Raw genomic sequence first — 21,495 nt, forward strand, 5'->3', positions numbered from 1 at the left:
ATAACATGGTTTTATGGATAATGAAAACACTGTAAAAGTGCCGCCGCAGTACATTGTCGGGATCGGCGCTTCCGCCGGAGGCTTGGAGGCGATTGAGGCATTTTTCAAGAATATGCCTGCCAATAGCGGCTTGTCGTTTGTAGTGATTCAGCACTTGTCACCGCAGTATAAAAGTTTGATGGCTGAACTATTGTCCAAACATACTGCTATGCCGGTAAAGCGCATCGAGGACGGTATGAAAATCGAGCGTAACACCGTCTACTTGATTCCACCCCGGAAAAACGTCACGGTGTTTCACAATCAGCTGTTGCTGGCCGAGCAAGACCCCAGCAAAGGGATTAATCTGCCGATCGATATATTTTTGCGCTCCTTGAGCGAGGACGCCAGAGAACTGGCTGTAGGCATTATTTTGTCCGGCACCGGCAGTGATGGCACGCGTGGTATTCGCGCCATCAAGGAATTTGGCGGCATGGTCATGGTGCAGGATGAAAACTCCGCCAAATTCGACGGTATGCCCAAGAATGCTTTTGCTACCGGTTTGGCGGATTTTAGTTTGCCGCCGGAGAAGATGCCCGATCAGTTGTTGGCTTTTGTTAAGCATCCCTATGCCACCTTGCAGGAAAAGCATATCGTTTCTTCCGACGATAGCGACATCACGCGGATTTTTTCGATTCTTAGGGAAAAGTGCAAAATCGATTTTACCTTTTATAAACCCAATACGGTGGTTAGACGCATTGAGCGGCGCATATCTATCAATCATTTAAAAGATATATCAGAATATTTAAACTTATTACAAACAAATCCTCACGAAGTTTTGGTTTTATTTCAGGAATTGTTGATAGGCGTTACCAGTTTTTTTCGCGACGAGCACGTATTTGATGATATTCGCGAGCATTGGTTGAAAAAAGTCGTCAAATTATTACAAGAAGATGAGTTGCGAGTTTGGGTGACCGCATGTTCCACCGGCGAGGAAGCTTATTCATTGGCGATGTTGTTGTCGGAATACCGGGAGTATTCCGGACATTATTTTCGCGTGAAGATTTTTGCGACGGATGTCGATCTTACGGCCATCGAGAAAGCCAGTAATGGCAAATATCCGGAAAGTATTATCGCGGATATTCCACCTAAGCTTTTGTCAAAATATTTTATTCGCCGGGAAGATTATTTTCAGGTCAGCCAGAAAATTCGGGAAATGGTGGTGTTTGCCCAGCATAACCTGATTAAAGATCCGCCGTTTACCAATATTCATATACTAAGCTGTCGAAATGTGTTGATTTATTTACAGCCGGTATTGCAGAAGAAAATATTGGAGTTATTCAATTTTTCTCTGGTAAAGGACGGCTTGTTGGTGTTGGGTACCAGTGAAACGATAGGCGATATGGGTGAGTATTTCGATGTGGCAAGTGCCAAATCAAAACTATATCGCTCTAAAGGAAAATATAAATCCTTGGGTTTTACTGCATCTCCCAGTGCTTTAATGACTTACTCGCCGTATCCGACTTCTGTGCGCTCATCGAATGCGCTTAGTGGCCAGGAAGAAAGAGTATTGGATAGGTTCATCAGGGCAATATCCAATGATGTATTGCCGTTTACGATGATAATCAACGAAAATATGGAAATATCCCATATTTTCGGCGACTCTAAGGATTATTTGAGTTATCCCAGCGGCAAACTGGTGAGTAATGTCAGTAAAATTGTTAAAAAAGATTTATCCATACCTATTTCCACAGGTATTCAAAAAGCCTTAAAAGCGAATAATGAAATTGTGTTGTCCAATATTCGGGTCAGAGAGCAGGACAGTTTGCGGACGTTTAGACTGCAATTTAAACCTCTGCCGGGTAAGAAGGGTCAAGAAATCTTAGTGGCGGCGATGATCACGGAAACGGTAGATCCTTCTTGCTTCAGCGAGACGGAAACCTTGGTCTACGATGTTAATTTAGATGCCAAACAACGCATCATCGATCTGGAGCAAGAATTACAATTTACCCGCGAAAACCTGCAAGCCACGGTGGAAGAGTTAGAAACCTCCAATGAGGAGCTCCAGGCCACCAACGAAGAATTGTTGGCGAGTAACGAGGAGTTACAGAGTACGAATGAGGAATTGCAGTCGGTTAACGAAGAGCTTTACACCGTCAATGCCGAACACCAGGGCAAGATAGTCGAACTGACCTTATTGAATAACGATTTGGATAATTTATTCAATAGTACCAATATCGCTACCTTGTTTTTAGACGAGAATCTGGATATCAGGCGTTTTACCCCGAAACTACAGTCGATATTCCATATTTTGGAAACCGATCTCGGGCGACCGTTTTACCATCTAACCCATACCATTAAAAATCTCGATGTGATTGCAGTGGTTAAAAGTGTCAATGATAGGCACAACTGTTTTGATCAGGAAATTCAGCTGGAAAATGGTACCTGGTATTTATTGCGGGTTATTCCCTATGTAGTTTCCGCTAAAGTCAATGCCGGTGTCATTCTGACATTTGTGGACATCAATCAGCTGAAAAGTGCGCAACTGGAATTGCATAAGCGTGAGGAGCAAGAAACGCTCAGGCTGGCCAAGTTTGTACAGTTTTCCAATGATGCGATCACCTTGCTCGATCCGGACGGTACCATCGTGACCTGGAATCACGCCGCAGAGAAACTCTATGGTTGGTCGGCGCACGATGCGTTGGGGATGAATTTCTATAATTTGATCCCGGAAGAAGAAAAATACTTTGCTAAACAAGGTTTGAATAACCTGAAGGTCGGTAACACCTTGCCGTCTTTTCAGGCCAGACGGCTAACCAAATCCGGAAAGGTGGTGCACGTTTCGGCGTCGGCTTGCATGTTTCAAGCGGAGAACTCCGCCAGAGAGTTAATCGCTTTGACTGAGCGCGACTACGTTCACCAACATCAAGTCGAAAAACAGGAATGTTTAAATTGTTTGCAAAAACTGGCAACGATAGTGATGGACACCGATGAGGCGATAATTCTATTTGAAGTGTCGGGTAAAATTACGGCTTGGAATAAGGGCGCCGAAACCTTATACGGCTGGGATAGCTTGGATGCCGCTAGTATGACGTTTACAGAGATCGTCTCGGAGGATGAACGAGCCATTACTCAACAGCTGATTCAGGAATTGATAGTCGGTGGCGGGGTGAAAAGTATTAAGACCAAGCGCATTACCAAAGACCAGAAAATCATCCCGGTGCGCATGCATGCCACCGTGCTGGGTAATCGTTCAGGAGAAGCGTTGTTAATCGTTAGCAGTGAAAAAGCGGTGCGCTGAGCAGCTAATATCAACTCGCTATTAAGGCAAGATTTCGGCTAACGATTGCTCCACCGCCAACAATTCCGCCGGCGTATTGATGTTGACGAAGATGTGCGGCGTGTCGCTGAAATCCACCTCGACCAGCGAATGCCGGTGAAACCAGGTTTGCAACTTACGCTCGCCGCTACGCAAGTAATTCTGTAAATCAGTTTGCAAGCTGGTTTTCATTGCGGCAAAAACCGGATGCAGGCGTTCGCCGTCAAACGCCACGGCGATGTCCGCATCCTGGCTAATTAATGCGTCGAGCAAGCGTTGCAAATGCATGCTTGCCACCAGCGGCGAATCGCACGGCGCTACCAGTAATATCCCATGTTGTGTGGCCTGCATCGCCGCCAAGATACCGGCTAGCGGGCCGTCGAAGCTTGGTTCGGCATCGCTGATAACCGGGTAAGCGAATTGCCGGTACTGGTCTTGATGGCGATTGGCGCTGATTAATAATTCATCCACCAACGGGGCCATGGCAGCAAGCGCATAGCTAACCAAGGGCCGGTTATTGCACAACATCAAGCCCTTGTCTTGCTCCTGCATGCGCCGGGCCATGCCGCCCGCCAACACTACGCCGCTCACTTTGTTTTGCCCGCTCATGATGGTAAGCTTTCCCGATGTTTAAAACAGCCGTCATTTTCGCAAGCCTGCCGTTGATTGCAAGTTGTGCCGCGCAGTCTCTGCATACCGAAGAAGTGACGTACTATCAGGTGGAAACCAACAAACCGTATGACGAAGTATTGGCGGAATTGGAAGTAGCGATTGCCGAACACAACTTTCGCATCACCGGCCATAGTCGGGTGGGGAAGGTAATCCGCGACAGAGGCGCCACGAATTTTCCGGAATACGATACGGTACAGTTTTGTAATCTGACGTTGGCAAAAGTGGTGCTGGAAATCACCCCGCACGCGATAGGCTATATGCCCTGCAATGTGGTGACCTACCAATTCGAAGGTAAAACCATCGTCAGGACGCATCTGTTGCCGGAAGATACCGGCAACCCGGCTTTGAATAAATTCGCCAAGGAAATGAACCCGCAATTGCGACAGATTGTCGACTTCGCCGCCGAACAATAAATATCCCTACAACGATAAAAACCGAGCATCATGAAAAAATCATTCTTCGCTACTCTCGCTGTTGTAACGCTGCTAAGCGGCTGTGCCACTACCCAGGAAAGCTCAAATCCCGACGCCGCCGCAGGCGAGCCGGCGGTATTGGTCAATGACTATCCCACCCGCGACCGCGTGGAATATGTGCTGGAATGCGTCGCCAAGCACGGCGGCCTGACTTATATCAGCCAATATGCCTGCGGTTGCAAAATCGATAAAATCGCTGAAAAACTCAGTTTTGAAGAATACGAGTCAGCCAAAACCTTTACCCAGATGCAAAAAACCCCTGGCGAAGCCGGTGCGGCGTTTCGCGATCCTAAACAATCCAAGGATTTGCGCACCAAGTTGAAAGATGCTGACGCCGAAGCCGAGAAAGCCTGCTTCGTTAAATAATCCCTGTCGACCATGATGGCCCCGGCCGGGTTGTCATCATGGTTCATGTCTTTTCCGTCAAACCATCGCTATACGAGCAGTTTGGCGTTTGCCGTCGGACTCACTTAATCTTACCGTTATGCCCAACGCCGAGTTTTTTCTTTCTTACCCCAAATTCAAACTGGCGATACTGGCCTTGTTGACGCTGAATATCGGTATTTACGCAGCGGTCGATACGCTGACCACTGCTGTTGATGCGCTGGTTTGGGTGATCTTATTGGTGATGTTCGAACTGGAAACCGTCAAGGCCGCGCCGTTTAATGAGACGACCTTGCACGCGGTGAGGAACGTGTTGATTGTGGTGATTGCCTTGGTATTCGGCAGCTACGTCCGCGATAACGAATGGCTGGATGTGCTCAACTCTCTGCTCTGGTTTGGGTTGATTGTGCTGCTCGAGTTGGAAGTGCGCTGGCCGACTTTGGTTGCTCGACACCGGCAGCTGTTTTGGTTGATCACTCTCGCTGTATTTGCGGGTTTAGTCGGTATGGTCGTGGCTTGGCTGATGCAGTCAGAGTGGCTGGATGCTTACGATGCGCTGCTGTGGATCGCCGCATTCGGCGTGATCGAAGTCGATATTTTTCATTTTCTGAAGTTGACGCGCGATTAATCCCAACGCCATTTTCAGCGGTTTCCCAAGCATGAGAAAGATTGTTTGGTTGCTTATTTTGGTGGCGCCGTTGCTGCTGAAAGGCTGGTATGTCGATAATTTCATTTATCACTATACCGGTACCCGTTTGCTGGGATTTACTCAGGTTTTATTTAACGATGCCGTGATTTATGGCGGTATTTTAATATTACTGTATTTATCGCTGCTGCCGACTATGATGCGTTGGCTGGCGGCATTATTACGCTTGGCGGCTGTGCTGTTGTTTGCGGTTTATATTATCGATTACGCCATTATCGTTAATTTCAATACCCATTTGGCTTTAGGTGATGCGGTAAAATACGCCGATTATTCAAGTAAATATATTCAGCAAATTTATGGGTTAAGCGATTTTGGTGTGCTTGCGCTTAGCGTATTAATCTTGGCTGTACCTTTATATTTTTCGTGGGTAAGGTTTAAATCCGTAAATCCTTATGTCAAAAAGTGGCCCATCTTCTTAATTCTTAGTTTGCCGTTGGCCGCCGCGTTTGCCGATAATGAAAAATACGCCCATGCCTGGGTTTATAAAAATGTCATTGATTATAATTTAACCATATTGTCTGAGGCTGCGCCGTATAGCGCGGCTTATGTCGATGCTTTTAGTTTTCAAGAGCATATAAACTGCCAAACTCAGCCGGCTCAACCTAAGAATATTATTATGTTGATGGTAGAGTCGCTATCCGCTTATCAAAGCCGGTATTTCTCCGGCATCCACGATTGGACGCCCAATCTGGACGAGATTGCTAGCCAACATCAAGCGTTCAAGAATTTTTACGCCAATGGTTTTATAACCGAAGACGGCGAAGTCGCCCTGCTGACTGGCTTGCAGCCGCTCTATCCGCCCTCCAGTTATACCGACGACGGCGGTACGTCGTTTTATAGTTTTTATAATATAAAAGATTCTCTGCCCAATATCCTTAAAAAGCACGGTTATAAAGCCGAGTTTTTAACCACCGCGGATTTGGAGTTTGGCAATACCGGAGTCTGGGCAAAAAGCGTAGGTTTTGATTATATCGAAGGCCACGATCAGCCGGAATACGATAAATGGGAACGGTTTCATTTTGAGGCCGCGCCGGATGAGGCGCTATATTTAAGAGCCTTGGACAGGATCGATAAAAATAAAAAAAATAATTTTTTGCTGTTTATCAAAACGGTTAGCAGTCATCATCCCTATATTAATCCGGAGACTATGGAAAAATCCGAATCGGCGGCCATTACCTATACGGACAAACAAATAGGCCGGTTTTATCGAGAACTACAAAATAACGGCTTTTTCAAGAATGGCCTCTTGATTATTGTCGGCGACCATCATTCGATGACGCCCTTAAAAAAAGCCGAGGTTGAGTTATATGGTCAGTATAAAGCTTCGGCAAAAGTGCCCTTAGTGATTGCCGATGGTTATCAGCCGGCAAGCGTGGAAAACAATCAATATCAACAAATTGATGTCTTTAATAGTTTGCAGGGTTTGATCGCCGGCAAGCAGTGTTATTCGGATTGGAACGGAGTATTGTTCGGCGCAGCGAAAGCCTCACCCAAATACATCATTCATCGTCGCGGCGACAATCGGGATATGGTTAGCGTGTTTGGCGAAAACGATGAATTTCTGGTGAAACTGGATGGCGATAATACCCGGGTAATCAGCAAGCTACCGGCGGCGCAGACTATCAGGCAGCTGTTGGTCGATAAGATTAACGCGCTGAGGATAGCGCGGGGGAAATGGGCGTTGACACAATCCGCCGAAAAGTCAGATTGATACGGGCTTGCTTGGCTTGGCGAGTTTTGGGCAATTCGTGGCGCCAGTGATGTTGCAACTCGCCGGCCATGATCAACAAATCGCCGTGACTTAACTCAATATCCAGCGGCGTGCGGCTGTGGGCATGGCGGAAGCGCAGCAAGCGCGTCTCGCCGAAGCTCAGCGAAGCGATCAGCGGATTGTGGCCTAACTCTTTTTCATTGTCGGCATGACAGCCCATCGAATCGCGGCCATCGCGATATAAATTGGCCAAAACACTGTTGAACGCTTGTCGGCAAACGGCTTCGATGTCGGTGCGTATGGTTTGTAGCTCGCTGGTCCAGGGATGCGGTTGGTGATTGACCCCGGAATAACGGTAGTCGGCGCCCGAGTCGCCATACCAGGCCATCAAGCGTGGTACCTGCACCCAACGCCCGAATATATGGATTTGCTCGGTTTGCCAAGCCAGGTTATGCAGTAGGCTTGTAAAATTATTGTCTGCGATGCTTGATGGGTAGAAACTTCGCAGCAGATACAACTCCCCATCGCAAGGGGCCAGATTTTGGTGAGCGTCGAGAGATGGGGGCCTGGATGACATCGGGATGTGAGATTGGGCTGGCTTGGGGGGTTTAATCACCGAGCCAGCCCGGACGAATGAATCGTTGCTAATTGACCAACAAAATTATCAGCTGGGCGGCAATGATCCGTAGAATCATGACCAAGGGATATACAGTTGCATAGGCCATCGACACTGCCGCCGCCGGACTGAGATTGTTGGCAAATGCCAAAGCTGGCGGATCGGTCATGCTGCCGGCCAGCAAGCCGCAAAGCGTCAGGAAATTGAGCTTATAGACTATCCGGCCTACGGCGGCGATGATCAGCAAGGGGAGAAGGGTGATCATCGCCGCGCAGGCCATCCAGTAAAAACCGTCGCCTTTTACCAGCGTCTCCACGAATTGATCGCCGGAGTGCAAACCGACGCAGGCCAGGAACAACACAATGCCGATGTCCTTTAAAATGATGTTGGAGCTTTTCGGTAAATGCCAGGTCATCGTGCCCCAATTACCCACTCTGCTCAGCATAATGGCTACCAGTAGCGGTCCGCCGGCCATGCCCAGTTTGACCGCAGAGGGGATGCCGGGCAAATACATGGGCACACTGCCCAATAATACCCCCAGCGAAATGCCGATAAAGATAGGCATGATTTGCGGGTGAGCGAGTTCCTCCAGTGAATTACCCAAGGCTTTTTCGATACTATTCAGCGCTTCCTGGTTGCCGACGACATTCAATTCATCGCCGAAATGCACATGCACGTTGCTGGTGGGGGAGAACTCAACATCGGGACGATGAATCCGGGAAATAGTGACGCCGTATGGCATGCATAGATTGCCGACGGTTTGGTTGATCGCTGATTTATTGGTGACTACCAGTCTTCGGCTTTGCAAATTAGTGGCAATTTGTTTTAAGTCAATATCCGATTCCGGACCGATCAGAATTTTCAGTTGTTCCAAGGGTTCGCGTTCGCCGACCAGCCGGATGGTGTCGCCCATTGCCAAGTGGCTTTCCTGACCGGCCACATCCACCGCGCCATTATGCAGAATTCGCGTCATCACCACGTTCATGCCTTCGAAAAACGGAATTTGGCTTAGCGTCAAACCGTTTAGATTGGGGTTTTCCACCCGTAAATCTTTCCAGATTGGGATGTGCGCATCTTGCTGCTGTCTGTCGGCAAAACTTTTGGCTTCCTCTGCAATATCTACCTTAAATAGGCGTTTGTTTAACAGCATGGCCAGAATGATGCCGGCGATACCGAATGGGTAGGCCACCGCATACCCCAGACCCGGCATTTTCAAGGTTTCGCTATCGATGCCGGCAATCCCGCTCAATACTTGCTGGGCGGCGGCCAGCGACGGGGTGTTGGTTGTGGCGCCGGAAAACAGGCCCACCGCTACGGGCATGGGAATATCACCTAAAATGCTGATCAATACCGTAATCAAGGCGCCCAGTATCACGATCGCTGCGGCCATGCCGTTCAGGCGCAAGCCGTAACGAAAAAACGAACTGACGAAACTGGGGCCGACCTGCAATCCGATTGCATAGACGAACAGCACCAAGCCGAATTCGCGCAAAAAATGCATGACTTCCGGATTGATAGTGAACTGGAAATGTCCGAACAGTAGTCCGGAAAACAATACGCCGGCAATACCCAGTTGGATGCCGGCCAGCGATACTCTGCCCAAAACCAGGCCGCTAGCCACTACCAAACTGATAATTAGTAGTGTGTGCGGTACGGAATCTTGATTAAAAAGTGATAGCAACCACGACATGGCCTATTCCTTTGGTTCGAGTAGGTTGAGGAAATTTTAGGTTTGCTTAGTCAATGTTGCCTGACTATGATGCAGAAGCCTGATAGCGCATTATGTCGCCAGGATTGTACAACAAGCCAACCAAGGGTGATCTCGATGAATAATAAATATCATAAAATCAAGTATATCGTCATGCTGGGGCTGTTTGCCGCCGGCGTCAACGCGTCGGATATCGAAGCGGGCAAGGCGAAAGCCGCTGCGTGCCAAGGTTGCCACGGTGCGGCCGGCGTCAGCAGCAGTCCGTTATGGCCCAGTCTGGCGGGGCAGAGCGCGGTGTATATCGAGAGCCAGCTGAATAAATTCCGCAACGGTCAGCGCGAAAACCCGGTAATGAAGCCGTTGGCGTCAGGTTTGAGCGATACCGACATTCAAAATATTTCCGCGTATTACGCCAGCTTGCACGGCAAATCGGCCGGTAGCAGCGACGCAAACTTGGTCAAATTGGGCAAAGACAAAGCTGCAATGTGTCTGGGTTGCCACGGCAATAATGCGCAAGGTATGGGTATGGTGCCGAAATTGGCCGGACAGCACCCGCAATATTTGGCCAAACAGCTGACCGATTTTAAAAAAGGCGCGCGCAAGGCGCCGCAAATGAATGCCCTGGCGCAGTCACTCAGTGATGATGACATCAAGGCTGTGGCGGCTTATTTGGGGTCTTTGTAGATTATTGTCATGTTCCGCATCGTTTAGAGTACCGGAGCGATGCGGTTGCTTTGTTGAATGTTTCGGCTAATCTAGTGCGCAGATTTGTCCGAATCCCACAATCCAAGCGCGTAGCAAATTAATAGTGCGATGAAATTAAATGGTCCAATGCGGATTGGGTTTTTGCTGGTTTGCGCCTCGGAGTCTTCGCTAGCCGATTCGTTGTCGTCCGACGTGACGTGGTCGGTGATTGGGCGCAACATCACCATTACTCAACCGTCCTTTGCCGGCGTGGGCAGGGGCAGTTTTGCCGGTAATTCGGCAACGGTAGGTTCGGGGTCCAGCGTCAATTTGGCTGGTAGTTACAACATCCAGGAAGGCGATACCAGTTATTGTCCAGGCTGCGTCATCCAGCTTTATAACGCTTGGATTGCCCCGGCTCAAGCCGGTTCCGCCGGCTTTTTCTCGGGAGTAATCTATCCCGGTTTTGGTAGCCAAAGCGGATCGTTCTCGAACCAACTCACTGCCCCTAAAACTCCTGGCACTTACTTTATTGGTCTTGGCGCAACGCTGGATTATGTTTACCAACCGAATACTGCCGGCGGGTTCGGAAAAGACCAGAATGGCATTTCCGGTTTCGCGCCGTTCCAGGTTACTGTTACACCCTTAGCGCTGAGTCCCATTGCATCCAGCGACAGCTTCAGCACGCTGCCTGGTTATTATTACAGCACCGGCGGCGATTTCAGCAACCACGGCACATTGATCAATAGCAGTGCCACGCTCAGTCATAGTTCAGGGGTTTTCTCCAACTTTGGCGCCATCAACAATCAAGGCGTACTTGAGAATGCTGGACAGATGGTCAATAGCGGCAGCATTGACAATGTTACCGGCAATACGCTGACAAACGTCGGCGAACTGGTTAATCAGGGTAGTTTCGGCAATGCCGGACAACTGAGTAATCAGGGTACTTTCAACAATCACGGCGTGCTTAACAATGCTGGGACCATCAGCAATAACGGCCAATTCAATCTGGCGCAAACCGGACTCATTACCGGGGCCGGCGATTTCTATAATAGTGCGCAAGGACGCGTCGATATTTCCGGTACCCATACGCATCGGTTTGATGGCAATGTCAGTAACGACGGTGTTTTTCGAACGGTTAACACCTCGGTGGCTTTTACCGGCAACTTTACGAATAACGGCCGCTATGAGAGCGATCCGTCGACCAATCAATTCAACAATCTTTCGATAGGTTCCAGCGGCTATTTGGTGGGCGGTGCCGGCGATGTTTTCATTGTGACCGGTGATTTCAATAATGCCAGTACGCAAAATACGCTATGGAATACCGCGAATGCCGATCTGGTTTTCAGCGGACCCAACGCCACGCAACACGCAATGAGCTTGACGGGCAGCGACCAAGGACAAACCACCAGCGGTGCGATCAATAATTTTGCCTGGGGGTCGGTGACAGTGGCGAGCGGCAACGGCTTGCAGTTAATCGATGGCAATAGCACGCCCGGTGCTGCGCTGTATGCCAGCCGACTGGTATTGGCGGATGGTGTAAACCAATTAAGCAACATCAGCAGCGATTACAATATCTACGTAGATCCGAATTTGCCCGAAAATCAGTATCTTTTGGGGGCGATACGCAGTTTTGGTGGCGGTAGGGGGCAATTGGCGCCCTGGAGCTTGCAGCCTTTTGCCGAAGAGACTACTACCGCGCCGGAATTAACCTTTAATCAACAGACCTTTGCACCGGCCTTGAATGAGGCGTGCGCTACCCCAAGTGGCATTTTGGCTACCCGTTGCCTGCAACTGCAAGCGCTCAGTCCGGAAGAGCAAACCAGTGCGGTTGCCGCTTTGACGCCTGATCAAGTGCCGAGCCAGATGGCCGGGCCGGTGAAATTGGGCGCGACGCGCATGGATGGCCCGCTCACCCGCTTGGCGAGCTTACGCGCTGGCGGTGGCAGTGCGCCTTTGTCGGTTAATTTTAACGGTATCCAATTATCCGCCAACACCTTGGGCGCTCAGGGGCTAGGCGGCGCGGCCGGAGATGACGAGTTATTCCGCGATTCGCCGTTGGGCCTGTTTTTGCAAACCCGGTTTAATTTTGCCAATCTGCAAGGTGACGCCTGGGATCGCGGCTTCGATTCGCAAGCGCGCACCGTGACGGGCGGAGCGGATTATCGGCTTAGCGATAAATTGGTGGTTGGCGCGGCTTTTAACTACACGCACTCTTCCACTCAGTATGCCGATTCAGCCGGTAATATGAGTAGCGATACCTATCTGGGTGCGATTTACGGTAGCTATTATCTGCCCGAGGATATTTATCTGGATTGGGTGGGAAATTACGGCGGCAATGACTATGCCTTTAATCGCCAATATGCCTATTCCGGATTCGCCGGCCAATCCACGTCTACAACCACCGGCAATCAATACGGTTTTGCCTTGAGCGGCGGCAAAGACTTTAATTGGGACGAATGGGCCATCGGCCCTTATCTGCGTTTGGAGTATTTGGGCATGAACATTGCCCGATATCAGGAGCAAAGCGGCAACGGCTTCGACATCATCACCGGGGAGCAGATCAATCATTCCTTCGTCAGTAATCTCGGTACCCAAATCAGTTATGCGCTCAGCACGCCATGGGGGGTGTTCACGCCGGCAGCTCGCGTGGAATGGGAGCATCAATACCTTAACGACAATCGTTTGATCCACATGCGTTTGGCGCAGGCCGAGCCAGGGCAGGGCAATTTTACGATTCAGACCGGCGAACCCGACCGCGATTACCTCAACCTCGGCGGTTCGGTTAGTGCAACATTACCCAATGGCGGATCCGGATTCGTGCGTTACGAAACCCGCTTAGGTCAAGCCAATATTTCTGACCATATCCTGGAAGCGGGCCTGCGGATGACTTTCTAGCTCCGCAAGCCGTTCTTGAGCGTTACCGATACGGTGGTGGGGGCGGCAAGCCGGGCGGTGGCGGTGGAATACTCGGTTGTGAGGTTTTGGGCGCTGGCGATTGGTAAGAAAACTGCCCGGATACCGGTACTCTGTGCCCCTTGGCATACATGCATTGCACATAAGCATTGTCGTAACCTTGTTGTGTGGCATAGCCGGAGCGTCTTGATTCGCCGCTGCCGACGATAGTCCCGGCTACCAAACCCGTGCCCGCGCCGATTGCCGCTCCGCCGCCCCCACCAATTGCGGCGCCGGCTGCTGCGCCTACTGCCGTGCCGACCGCTGCACTGCCAATTTGGCTATCGGCGCTGGCCTGATTTGGCGTGGCGCCGACTTGTCCAGACGCGTATTGCTGGCATTGAAAATCGTCCTGGCGAAATTGTTCGAACGATAGGCCGGTGCCGGGCAGCGCCATCACACTGGGGCCGGAAGGCATATGGGCGCAGCCGCTCAAGGCCAGTGCCGCGCAGATTCCCGCCATTTGGTTTTTAGTGTTCATGTATGCGGTCTCCTGCTAATTTTGCGGCGTTGGCTCGACTTGTTGCCAGCCATTCGCACACTCTTTTACGTAAGGATAATAGCCGGCCGGATCATTACAGTAATACCAATAGCCTTCGGCTAAGGGACTGTTCTGGGGCTGACTGCGCTCGCGTTCAATATAGACCGGGGGTTGCACTGGTACGGTGATAATTTCCCGCGGGTAATATGGATACGCCGGGTAGTAAGGATAAGTCGGGTAAAACGGTCCGGGATAGAGTGGCGCACCAAAGTAAAAGCCAAAACCCGGACGGAAATGGCCGCCAAAATGCCGACCGCCGTGATGGTGAAACGGGTCGGCGTTCGCGCTTAGTGCCCATGCCGACAGTAAAGCGATCAGCGGGGCTGTCATCCACTTTTTGAATTTAAACATACTTACCTCTGGTTTGCTTGCCGGGTTGGAAACGGGATCTCAATCAGCACGCTTAGGCCGCCTTGCGGCCGGTTGCTGGCGCTGATGCTGCCGCCATGCGCTTCGACGGCGCGATGCGCGATGGTGAGTCCCAGGCCGGTGCTGTGCGGCTTTTGTGCTTGTCCGCTACGGAAAAACGGCTGAAAAATAGCCGTCAAATCCTGATCGGGTACCCCCGGGCCGTCATCGTCCACCCGAATTCTTAAGCGACGATTATCGCTATCAAAATCGGTGGCAATTAATACCGTGCCTTCGGCTTTACAGTGCTGCACCGCATTACGCAGCACGTTTTCGATAGCGCGATGCAATAGTTCGCTTTGGCATTCGACCACCGCATCGATGTTGCCGTGATAACTCAAATCGATACTCTTTGGTTCCGTCTCGAAACGCACGTCGGCGACAATGTCGGCCATTAGGTCGTCGAGATTGATTAGATCAAGTTTTCCTGGCGCAACGCCCGCTTCCAGCTTAGATAACATCAATAATTCGCCGACCAAATCGCTGATGCGTTGCGATTCGCGTTCGATACGTTCCAGCGTAGCCGGCAATTTTTCCGGTTGTTGTTGGGCTAGACCAATAGCGGCTTGGATACGCGCCAACGGTGAGCGCAGTTCATGAGACACATCGTGCAGCAGATGTTGCTGGGCACTGATTAGCGAGCAGATTTTTTGCGCCATATGGTCAAAGTCGCGACCCAGGTCCGCCAATTCGTCGCTCCGTCTACCCATTACATTACCGATTCGCGTATTCAGCCGGCCTTGAGCCACAGCGCTAAACGCATCGCGCAGGTTGCGAATGGGTTTGGCGAAATACCAGGCCAACAGTCCGCTGAACAGCAGACTGGCCAAACAGCCGGAGATTATCGGTAAAATCGGCGCGGGCGGTTCATTACGCGGGCGGCGGCTGCGGTCATCGGGAGGTGGTGGGGGCCGATCTCCGGGGATAGGGCCGTCAAAGCCAAGTGGCGGTAGTCCCGGATTGCCACCCGGAAATGAGGGCCTGAATAAGTCGCCAAAACCGTGCTCGGGCAAGGGTACAAAAAGCAGATAATGGTGACCGTCGTCGGTCGCAACCATCTGGATGGCATCTGGATAGGCGTTTTTTCGATATAAGGCTCGGGCCTGTTGCAATACTTCTGCCGCTAACGGCCTGTCCAACAACTCCCGGTCAGTATCGTCTACCGCATATATCGGCGGGAAACGGGTGCTTTGCAAGGTCTGCATAAAGTCGTGCAAGCCCTTGACGCCGCCATGCGGCAACGTGCTGGCGGCCAGCTTGACCAGCGAAGCGCGTCTCACATCGACGACATCAGCTTGCTTGGACGACAGGTTTTGCTGCGCGGAGTGTCTGAGCCAAACGGCGGTACCCACACCAATGCCCGCCGTTAACAACGCCAGCCAGAACGCAAAGAAAAACTTCCAAAACAGTCGGCCCATCTTATTCCTTGATCATCTGGTAGCCTTGGCCGCGCACGGTCTGGATATAAGAGCGGCCGTCCGGCTGGTTGCCGAGTTTCTGGCGGATGCTGCTCATATGCACATCAATGCTACGGTCGAAACGCGCCAGTGGCCGGCCCAGGGCTTTTTCGGAGAGCTCGTTTTTGCTGACGACCCGGCCCACCTGACTGGCCAAGGTTTCCAGCAAATTGAACTCGGTGCTGGTTAGCTCCAGGTCTTGTTCGAACCAGGCAGCTTTGCGTTTTTCCGGCCACAGTTTCAACGGGCCGGCCACAATCGGTCCGGGCGAGAGATTGGCGGCGGGCTGGGTTCGGCGCAAAATTGCGCGGATTCTTGCGACCAGTTCTCTGGGCGTGCAAGGCTTGGGGACATAGTCGTCGGCGCCGGATTCCAGGCCAATGATTCGGTCCACGTCATCGCCCTTGGCTGTGAACATCAGTACCGGAACCCTGCTTTTCAGGCGGATGCGCGTCAATATCTCGGTGCCTTTGATATCCGGCAACATGATGTCCAAAATGACCAGTTGATATTCGCCGGATAGGGCATGTTGCAGTCCGGATGCGCCGGTATGGCTGACGTCCACCGCAAAACCTTCCTGCGCCAGATACTCCTGGAATAATGTGGCCAGTTCTACGTCGTCATCGATAATTAACACTTTGTGCATGATTGTCGCTCGTTGGCTGTGTGCTCATCATCATAGCCCCGGCTTCCGCCGACAACCAGCGGGATTTACCTGATTTTACACGGCACTAACAGCACTTAACCTCTGATTTGAAATACTGACTACGACGAAATCGAACAGGTTTTGTCCTTATGTTTACCATCATTTTTGAGGCATTTTTTATGAAAAAATTAGTATTGTTACTCGGCTTGTTACCCTTAATTGCAATGGCTAAACCGCCGCATGGCGAACACCACGGTGGCGACAAACCACCGATGCATATGTTCGGCGAAGCGGACGGCGAGCAACATTTGCCGCGGTATTTGAAGAAACTTGATCTCAGCGAAAAGCAGGAAGCCGATATCAAAAATTTAATGAAGACCCGATTCGGCGACGGGCAGGCCCGTTTTAAAGAAGAGCATGCATTGAGAGGCGAATTGCACGCTTTGAGCTTTTCCGCCGATTACGATGAGGGAAAGACCAAAGCCTTGCTTGAGAAATCTTCCGCTATGCATCAGCAGATGGCTTTGGAAAAATCCAAGCTCGATCATGAGATTTTTATGATATTAACGGCCGAGCAGCAAGAAAAACTGAAAGCTGAAATCGGCAAATTCGAACACTGAATGAACCTGTTGTCCCTGCATAGCCCGTTGCAGTGGCTGCTGGCACCTGGGCAGTCCGGCTAAGGTGGAATTGGCAATAAATACAGTGTCTTTGTGAACGATCAGAATCTTAGCGACGCACCAAGTTAGAAAATTGTTAATGACCAAACAGCCATAATTTCGTAAAATCACTCAAGTTTTTATCTATCAGGAACGGGATGAGTCGCAAGATTTATCCCGTTTTCTACATCTAAGGTGGCCAATCTTGAACAAACCTGCATTACTGGTACTAGAAGACGGGACGGTGTTTCACGGCATTTCGATCGGTGCCGACGGCTGTTCCGTGGGAGAAGTGGTTTTTAACACGGCACTGACCGGCTATCAGGAAATACTCAGCGACCCGTCATACGCACGGCAAATCGTCACATTGACCTATCCGCATATAGGCAATGTCGGTACCAACGCTGAAGACGACGAATCGGCAAAAGTATTTGCCAGTGGTCTGGTGATACGCGACTTGCCTTTGCTGGCCAGCAGCTGGCGTAACGCGAAAACCCTGCCGGAATATCTGCGCGAGCACAAAGTGGTGGCGATTGCCGACATCGATACCCGTAAGTTAACCCGTTTACTGCGGGATAAAGGCGCGCAGCGCGGTTGCATCATGGCCGGCGAGATCGTTGATTTAGATGCCGCGAAACAGGCGATCGAAGGTTTTCCTGGTCTGCAAGGTATGGATCTGGCTAAGGAAGTGACGACGGCCACCAGCTACGAATGGACCGAAAATGTCTGGAAATTGGGCGAAGGCCATACTCAAGCGGCTAATCTGACCAAGCATGTAGTGGCGTATGATTTTGGTGTCAAACGCAACATTCTGCGCTTGCTTGCTAATCGCGGCTGCCGGGTGACGGTCGTGCCGGCCACCACCCCAGCCGAAACAGTGTTGGCAATGAATCCCGACGGCGTGTTTCTCTCCAACGGCCCCGGTGACCCGGAGCCTTGCACCTATGCGATTGATGCTATCAAAGCCATCTTGGAGAAAAAAGTGCCGGTATTCGGCATTTGCTTAGGTCACCAATTGCTGGCTTTGGCTAGCGGTGCGAAAACCGAGAAAATGAAGTTCGGCCATCACGGCGCCAACCATCCGGTGCAGGAACTGGCGACCGGCCGGGTGATGATCAGCAGTCAAAACCACGGTTTTGCCGCCAGCGCCGATTCCTTGCCGGCCAATTTAAAGGCAACCTATGTGTCGCTGTTCGACGGTAGTTTGCAAGGCATCGCTCGCACCGACGTGCCGGCCTTCAGCTTTCAAGGGCATCCGGAAGCCAGCCCCGGTCCGCACGATGTCGAGTCCTTGTTCGACGATTTCATCGATTTGATGAACCAGCCTCGTTCCGCTTAAGTTTTTTACAGAGTGATATGCCAAAAAGAACCGACATAAAATCGATTTTATTACTGGGCGCCGGGCCGATTGTCATCGGTCAGGCCTGCGAGTTCGACTATTCCGGCACCCAAGCTTGCAAAGCCTTGCGAGAAGAGGGTTACCGGGTGATTCTGGTCAACTCCAATCCGGCGACGATCATGACCGACCCGGATATGGCCGATGCGATTTACATTGAGCCTATCGATTGGCAAACCGTCGAAAAAATCATTGAAAAGGAACGTCCCGACGCAGTTCTGCCGACCATGGGCGGCCAGACTGCGTTGAACTGCGCGCTGGCGCTGGACAAGCACGGCGTACTGGAAAAATATGGCGTGGAAATGATAGGCGCGACCAAGGAGGCCATCAATATGGCTGAGGATCGCGCGCTGTTCAATGAAGCAATGGCCCGCATTGGTCTGGAAGTGTCCAGAGCCAAAATCGCTCATAACATGGAAGAAGCGTTTGCGGCACAAGAAGAAGTCGGTTACCCCACGGTAGTCCGTCCTTCCTTCACGATGGGCGGCAGCGGCGGCGGTATAGCTTATAACCGTGAAGAGTTCATCGAGATTTGCGAGCGCGGCCTGTATTTATCGCCGACCAGCGAATTGTTGATCGAAGAATCCATTTTGGGCTGGAAAGAGTTCGAAATGGAAGTGGTGCGGGATTCCAAAGACAACTGCATCATCATTTGCTCGATCGAAAACTTCGATCCGATGGGCGTGCACACCGGCGACTCGATTACCGTCGCCCCGGCGCAAACCCTGACCGACAAGGAATATCAAATTCTGCGGAACGCTTCGTTGGCGGTATTGCGGGAAATCGGCGTCGATACCGGCGGTTCTAATGTGCAGTTTGCCATTAATCCCGACACTGGCCGGCTGATCGTTATCGAGATGAACCCCAGGGTGTCGCGCTCGTCGGCGTTGGCCTCCAAAGCTACCGGCTTTCCGATTGCCAAGGTCGCGGCTAAATTGGCGGTGGGCTATACGCTGGATGAATTGCGTAATGAGATCACCGGCGGTGCGACACCGGCGTCGTTCGAGCCTTCTATCGACTATGTGGTTACCAAGGTGCCGCGGTTTGCCTTCGAAAAATTCCCGCAAGCCAATGACCGTCTGACCACCCAAATGAAGTCGGTCGGCGAAGTGATGGCGATTGGTCGTACTTTTCAGGAGTCTTTACAAAAAGCTCTGCGCGGCTTGGAAGTGGGTGTGGATGGTTTGGATGAAATCTCCGATCTAAGCGATGCCAACAGCGAGGACATTATCCTCAGGGAGTTGCGTTATCCCGGTCCTGAGCGCTTGTGGTATCTGGCTGACGCCTTTCGCAGCGGTTTGAGCTTTGCAGACATTCACCAGGCCTCGAAAATTGATCCGTGGTTTTTGGCGCAGGTCGAGGATTTGATTAACACCGAGAAAACCTTGGCTACCAAAACCCTGGCAACCCTGGAGCCAGGCGAGTTGTTGCGTCTGAAACGCAAAGGTTTCTCCGATAGACGGCTGGCGAAATTGCTGGAAACCAAGGAATCCGAAGTGCGTAGTGTGCGCCACAAGAAAGGCGTGCGTCCGGTTTACAAGCGCATCGATTCTTGCGCGGCGGAATTTGCCTCCGATACCGCTTATCTGTATTCGACTTACGAGCAGGAATGCGAAGCTAATCCGACCAATAAAGAAAAAATCATCATTCTCGGCGGCGGTCCGAATCGGATTGGGCAGGGTATTGAATTTGATTATTGCTGCGTGCATGCCGCATTGGCGTTACGTGAAGACGGTTACGAAACCATCATGGTCAACTGTAATCCGGAAACCGTTTCTACTGACTTCGATACTTCGGACCGTTTGTATTTCGAGCCATTAACGCTGGAAGACGTGCTGGAAATCATCGAACTGGAAAAGCCGAAGGGTGTGATCGTCCAATACGGCGGACAAACACCGTTGAAACTGGCCCGGGCCTTGGAGGCCGCTGGTGCGCCGATTATCGGCACTTCGCCCGATTCCATAGACTTGGCCGAAGACCGCGAACGCTTCCAGAAATTGCTGGAGCGCCTGAATCTGTTGCAACCACCTAACGCCACTGCGCGTTCGGTCGAGCAAGCCGTTAATTCCGCTCGCGAGTTGGGTTATCCGTTGGTCGTACGTCCATCTTACGTATTGGGCGGCAGAGCAATGGAGATTGTGTTCAACGAGGAAGGCTTGCGCCGCTACATGAAAGAAGCGGTTAGCGTTTCCAACGATTCGCCGGTTCTGCTGGATCGTTTCCTCGACGATGCGGTGGAAATGGACGTCGATGCGATTTACGACGGTGAGACCGTGTTGATCGGCGGCTTGATGGAGCATATCGAGCAAGCCGGCGTGCATTCCGGCGACTCGGCGTGTTCGCTGCCGCCTTACGATTTGCCCGCGCATATGCAGGATCAATTGCGTGCGCAAGTGGCGAAAATGGCCGAAGCGCTGGGAGTGCGCGGTTTGATGAATACCCAGTTTGCGATTCAAGGCGAAACTATTTACGTGCTGGAAGTCAATCCGCGCGCCTCGCGTACCGCACCGTTCGTGTCCAAGGCTACCGGTTATCCGCTGGCGAAAATCGCCGCGCGGGTTATGGTCGGTAAATCCTTGAAAGAACAGGGCATTACCAAAGAACGTATCCCTGAGTATTTCTCGGTGAAAGAAGCAGTGTTCCCATTCATTAAGTTCCCCGGCGTCGATCCGTTGTTGGGGCCGGAAATGAAATCGACCGGTGAGGTCATGGGCGTCGGTAAGACATTCGGGGAAGCGTTTGCTAAATCTCAGCGCGCGTCGGGTGTAGATTTGAGCCACAGCGGCAAAGTTTTGATTAGTATCCGCGACGCCGACAAACCTAAGTTGCCGGAATTAGCCAAAATGCTGATTGCGAAAAACTATGAAATCGTCGCTACGCGCGGCACTGCCAGGGTGTTGAAAGAAGCCGGCATTCCGTGCAAGGAAATCTTCAAGGTCAACGAAGGTCGGCCCAACACCGTGGATATGATTAAAAACGGCGAGGTGCAGTTAATCGTCAATACCACCGAAGGCGTTAAAGCCGTGGCCGATTCGTTTACCATGCGTCGCGAAGCCTTGCAGCGCAAAGTAACCTATTACACGACGATGGCGGGTGCGCGTGCGGCTTGTTATGCCTTGGGTGAACTCGATGCGGGCGATGTGAATTGCCTGCAAGACTTGCATAAAACATTTTAACGGATGAA

Annotated in this window: 17 protein-coding genes; 10 read left to right on the forward strand and 7 right to left on the reverse strand. The window is 51.2% G+C overall.

Annotated features, from left to right (window positions below):
• The first annotated feature begins 13 nt into the window (after positions 1 to 13).
• Positions 14 to 3,277, forward strand: coding sequence for a chemotaxis protein CheB (locus tag G006_RS0120560; protein ID WP_020485108.1), 3,264 nt, complete (start codon positions 14 to 16; stop codon positions 3,275 to 3,277).
• A gap of 21 nt (positions 3,278 to 3,298) precedes the next feature.
• On the opposite strand, the gene mobA is transcribed toward G006_RS0120560, so the two are convergent.
• On the reverse strand, positions 3,299 to 3,904 hold the full coding sequence (gene mobA, locus G006_RS0120565) for a molybdenum cofactor guanylyltransferase MobA (protein WP_020485109.1): 606 nt from the start codon (positions 3,902 to 3,904) through the stop codon (positions 3,299 to 3,301).
• 17 nt (positions 3,905 to 3,921) lie between these two features.
• Here mobA and G006_RS0120570 point away from each other — a divergent pair, with 17 nt between their 5' ends.
• The 4 genes from G006_RS0120570 (at position 3,922) to G006_RS0120585 (ending at position 7,241) form a co-directional block, all read left to right on the forward strand.
• On the forward strand, positions 3,922 to 4,380 hold the full coding sequence (locus G006_RS0120570) for a DUF302 domain-containing protein (RefSeq protein ID WP_020485110.1): 459 nt from the start codon (positions 3,922 to 3,924) through the stop codon (positions 4,378 to 4,380).
• Between the two features lie 30 nt (positions 4,381 to 4,410).
• The gene (locus G006_RS0120575; protein WP_020485111.1) at positions 4,411 to 4,806 is read left to right on the forward strand and encodes a hypothetical protein; all 396 of its coding nucleotides are present in this window, start codon (positions 4,411 to 4,413) and stop codon (positions 4,804 to 4,806) included.
• Between the two features lie 88 nt (positions 4,807 to 4,894).
• Complete coding sequence (locus G006_RS0120580; RefSeq protein WP_235048893.1) at positions 4,895 to 5,452, forward strand: hypothetical protein; 558 nt, start codon at positions 4,895 to 4,897, stop codon at positions 5,450 to 5,452.
• 31 nt (positions 5,453 to 5,483) lie between these two features.
• Entirely contained in the window at positions 5,484 to 7,241 is a 1,758-nt protein-coding gene (locus G006_RS0120585; protein ID WP_020485113.1) for an LTA synthase family protein, read from the forward strand.
• Here G006_RS0120585 and G006_RS0120590 read toward each other — a convergent pair.
• Both G006_RS0120590 and G006_RS0120595 read right to left on the reverse strand, forming a co-directional pair.
• A complete protein-coding gene (locus tag G006_RS0120590) occupies positions 7,177 to 7,818 on the reverse strand; it encodes an alpha-ketoglutarate-dependent dioxygenase AlkB family protein (RefSeq protein WP_051067729.1) in 642 nt (213 codons plus the stop codon). The genes G006_RS0120585 and G006_RS0120590 overlap by 65 nt on opposite strands.
• A 67-nt stretch (positions 7,819 to 7,885) precedes the next feature.
• Positions 7,886 to 9,547, reverse strand: coding sequence for a putative transporter (locus tag G006_RS0120595; protein ID WP_020485115.1), 1,662 nt, complete (start codon positions 9,545 to 9,547; stop codon positions 7,886 to 7,888).
• A gap of 135 nt (positions 9,548 to 9,682) precedes the next feature.
• Here G006_RS0120595 and G006_RS0120600 point away from each other — a divergent pair, with 135 nt between their 5' ends.
• Both G006_RS0120600 and G006_RS0120605 read left to right on the forward strand, forming a co-directional pair.
• Positions 9,683 to 10,249, forward strand: coding sequence for a c-type cytochrome (locus G006_RS0120600; protein WP_020485116.1), 567 nt, complete (start codon positions 9,683 to 9,685; stop codon positions 10,247 to 10,249).
• 129 nt (positions 10,250 to 10,378) lie between these two features.
• Complete coding sequence (locus G006_RS0120605; RefSeq protein WP_081607986.1) at positions 10,379 to 13,147, forward strand: autotransporter family protein; 2,769 nt, start codon at positions 10,379 to 10,381, stop codon at positions 13,145 to 13,147.
• A 22-nt stretch (positions 13,148 to 13,169) separates the two neighbouring features.
• Here the strand turns inward: G006_RS0120605 and G006_RS0120610 are convergent, their stop codons facing one another.
• The 4 genes from G006_RS0120610 to G006_RS0120625 are packed head-to-tail and all read right to left on the reverse strand — an operon-like array spanning position 13,170 to position 16,256.
• A complete protein-coding gene (locus G006_RS0120610; protein ID WP_020485118.1) occupies positions 13,170 to 13,685 on the reverse strand; it encodes a glycine zipper family protein in 516 nt (171 codons plus the stop codon).
• 15 nt (positions 13,686 to 13,700) lie between these two features.
• Complete coding sequence (locus G006_RS0120615) at positions 13,701 to 14,096, reverse strand: hypothetical protein (protein ID WP_020485119.1); 396 nt, start codon at positions 14,094 to 14,096, stop codon at positions 13,701 to 13,703.
• A 2-nt stretch (positions 14,097 to 14,098) separates the two neighbouring features.
• Positions 14,099 to 15,571: a sensor histidine kinase gene (locus tag G006_RS0120620; protein ID WP_020485120.1), complete on the reverse strand. Its 1,473-nt coding sequence runs from the start codon at positions 15,569 to 15,571 to the stop codon at positions 14,099 to 14,101.
• A 1-nt stretch (position 15,572) separates the two neighbouring features.
• Entirely contained in the window at positions 15,573 to 16,256 is a 684-nt protein-coding gene (locus G006_RS0120625; RefSeq protein ID WP_020485121.1) for a response regulator transcription factor, read from the reverse strand.
• A gap of 179 nt (positions 16,257 to 16,435) precedes the next feature.
• Here G006_RS0120625 and G006_RS0120630 point away from each other — a divergent pair, with 179 nt between their 5' ends.
• From G006_RS0120630 to carB, 3 genes are all read left to right on the forward strand, one after another.
• Positions 16,436 to 16,876: a Spy/CpxP family protein refolding chaperone gene (locus tag G006_RS0120630; protein WP_160167690.1), complete on the forward strand. Its 441-nt coding sequence runs from the start codon at positions 16,436 to 16,438 to the stop codon at positions 16,874 to 16,876.
• Between the two features lie 244 nt (positions 16,877 to 17,120).
• Complete coding sequence (gene carA, locus G006_RS0120635) at positions 17,121 to 18,254, forward strand: glutamine-hydrolyzing carbamoyl-phosphate synthase small subunit (RefSeq protein WP_020485123.1); 1,134 nt, start codon at positions 17,121 to 17,123, stop codon at positions 18,252 to 18,254.
• Between the two features lie 17 nt (positions 18,255 to 18,271).
• Complete coding sequence (gene carB / locus G006_RS0120640; RefSeq protein WP_020485124.1) at positions 18,272 to 21,487, forward strand: carbamoyl-phosphate synthase large subunit; 3,216 nt, start codon at positions 18,272 to 18,274, stop codon at positions 21,485 to 21,487.
• Positions 21,488 to 21,495 lie beyond the last annotated feature (8 nt).

It is taken from the genome of Methylomonas sp. MK1, from assembly GCF_000365425.1.
GTDB lineage: Bacteria > Pseudomonadota > Gammaproteobacteria > Methylococcales > Methylomonadaceae > Methylomonas.

Excerpts from the sequence above, each read along its gene's own strand:
- G006_RS0120600 (WP_020485116.1), top strand. The coding sequence starts at position 9,683 with ATGAATAATAAATATCATAAAATCAAGTATATCGTCATGCTGGGGCTG.
- G006_RS0120620 (WP_020485120.1), bottom strand. The coding sequence starts at position 15,571 with ATGGGCCGACTGTTTTGGAAGTTTTTCTTTGCGTTCTGGCTGGCGTTG.
- G006_RS0120570 (WP_020485110.1), top strand. The coding sequence starts at position 3,922 with ATGTTTAAAACAGCCGTCATTTTCGCAAGCCTGCCGTTGATTGCAAGT.
- G006_RS0120615 (WP_020485119.1), bottom strand. The coding sequence starts at position 14,096 with ATGTTTAAATTCAAAAAGTGGATGACAGCCCCGCTGATCGCTTTACTG.
- mobA (WP_020485109.1), bottom strand. The coding sequence starts at position 3,904 with ATGAGCGGGCAAAACAAAGTGAGCGGCGTAGTGTTGGCGGGCGGCATG.
- G006_RS0120610 (WP_020485118.1), bottom strand. The coding sequence starts at position 13,685 with ATGAACACTAAAAACCAAATGGCGGGAATCTGCGCGGCACTGGCCTTG.
- G006_RS0120575 (WP_020485111.1), top strand. The coding sequence starts at position 4,411 with ATGAAAAAATCATTCTTCGCTACTCTCGCTGTTGTAACGCTGCTAAGC.
- G006_RS0120590 (WP_051067729.1), bottom strand. The coding sequence starts at position 7,818 with ATGTCATCCAGGCCCCCATCTCTCGACGCTCACCAAAATCTGGCCCCT.
- carB (WP_020485124.1), top strand. The coding sequence starts at position 18,272 with ATGCCAAAAAGAACCGACATAAAATCGATTTTATTACTGGGCGCCGGG.
- G006_RS0120585 (WP_020485113.1), top strand. The coding sequence starts at position 5,484 with ATGAGAAAGATTGTTTGGTTGCTTATTTTGGTGGCGCCGTTGCTGCTG.
- G006_RS0120595 (WP_020485115.1), bottom strand. The coding sequence starts at position 9,547 with ATGTCGTGGTTGCTATCACTTTTTAATCAAGATTCCGTACCGCACACA.
- G006_RS0120560 (WP_020485108.1), top strand. The coding sequence starts at position 14 with ATGGATAATGAAAACACTGTAAAAGTGCCGCCGCAGTACATTGTCGGG.
- G006_RS0120625 (WP_020485121.1), bottom strand. The coding sequence starts at position 16,256 with ATGCACAAAGTGTTAATTATCGATGACGACGTAGAACTGGCCACATTA.
- G006_RS0120630 (WP_160167690.1), top strand. The coding sequence starts at position 16,436 with ATGAAAAAATTAGTATTGTTACTCGGCTTGTTACCCTTAATTGCAATG.
- G006_RS0120605 (WP_081607986.1), top strand. The coding sequence starts at position 10,379 with ATGAAATTAAATGGTCCAATGCGGATTGGGTTTTTGCTGGTTTGCGCC.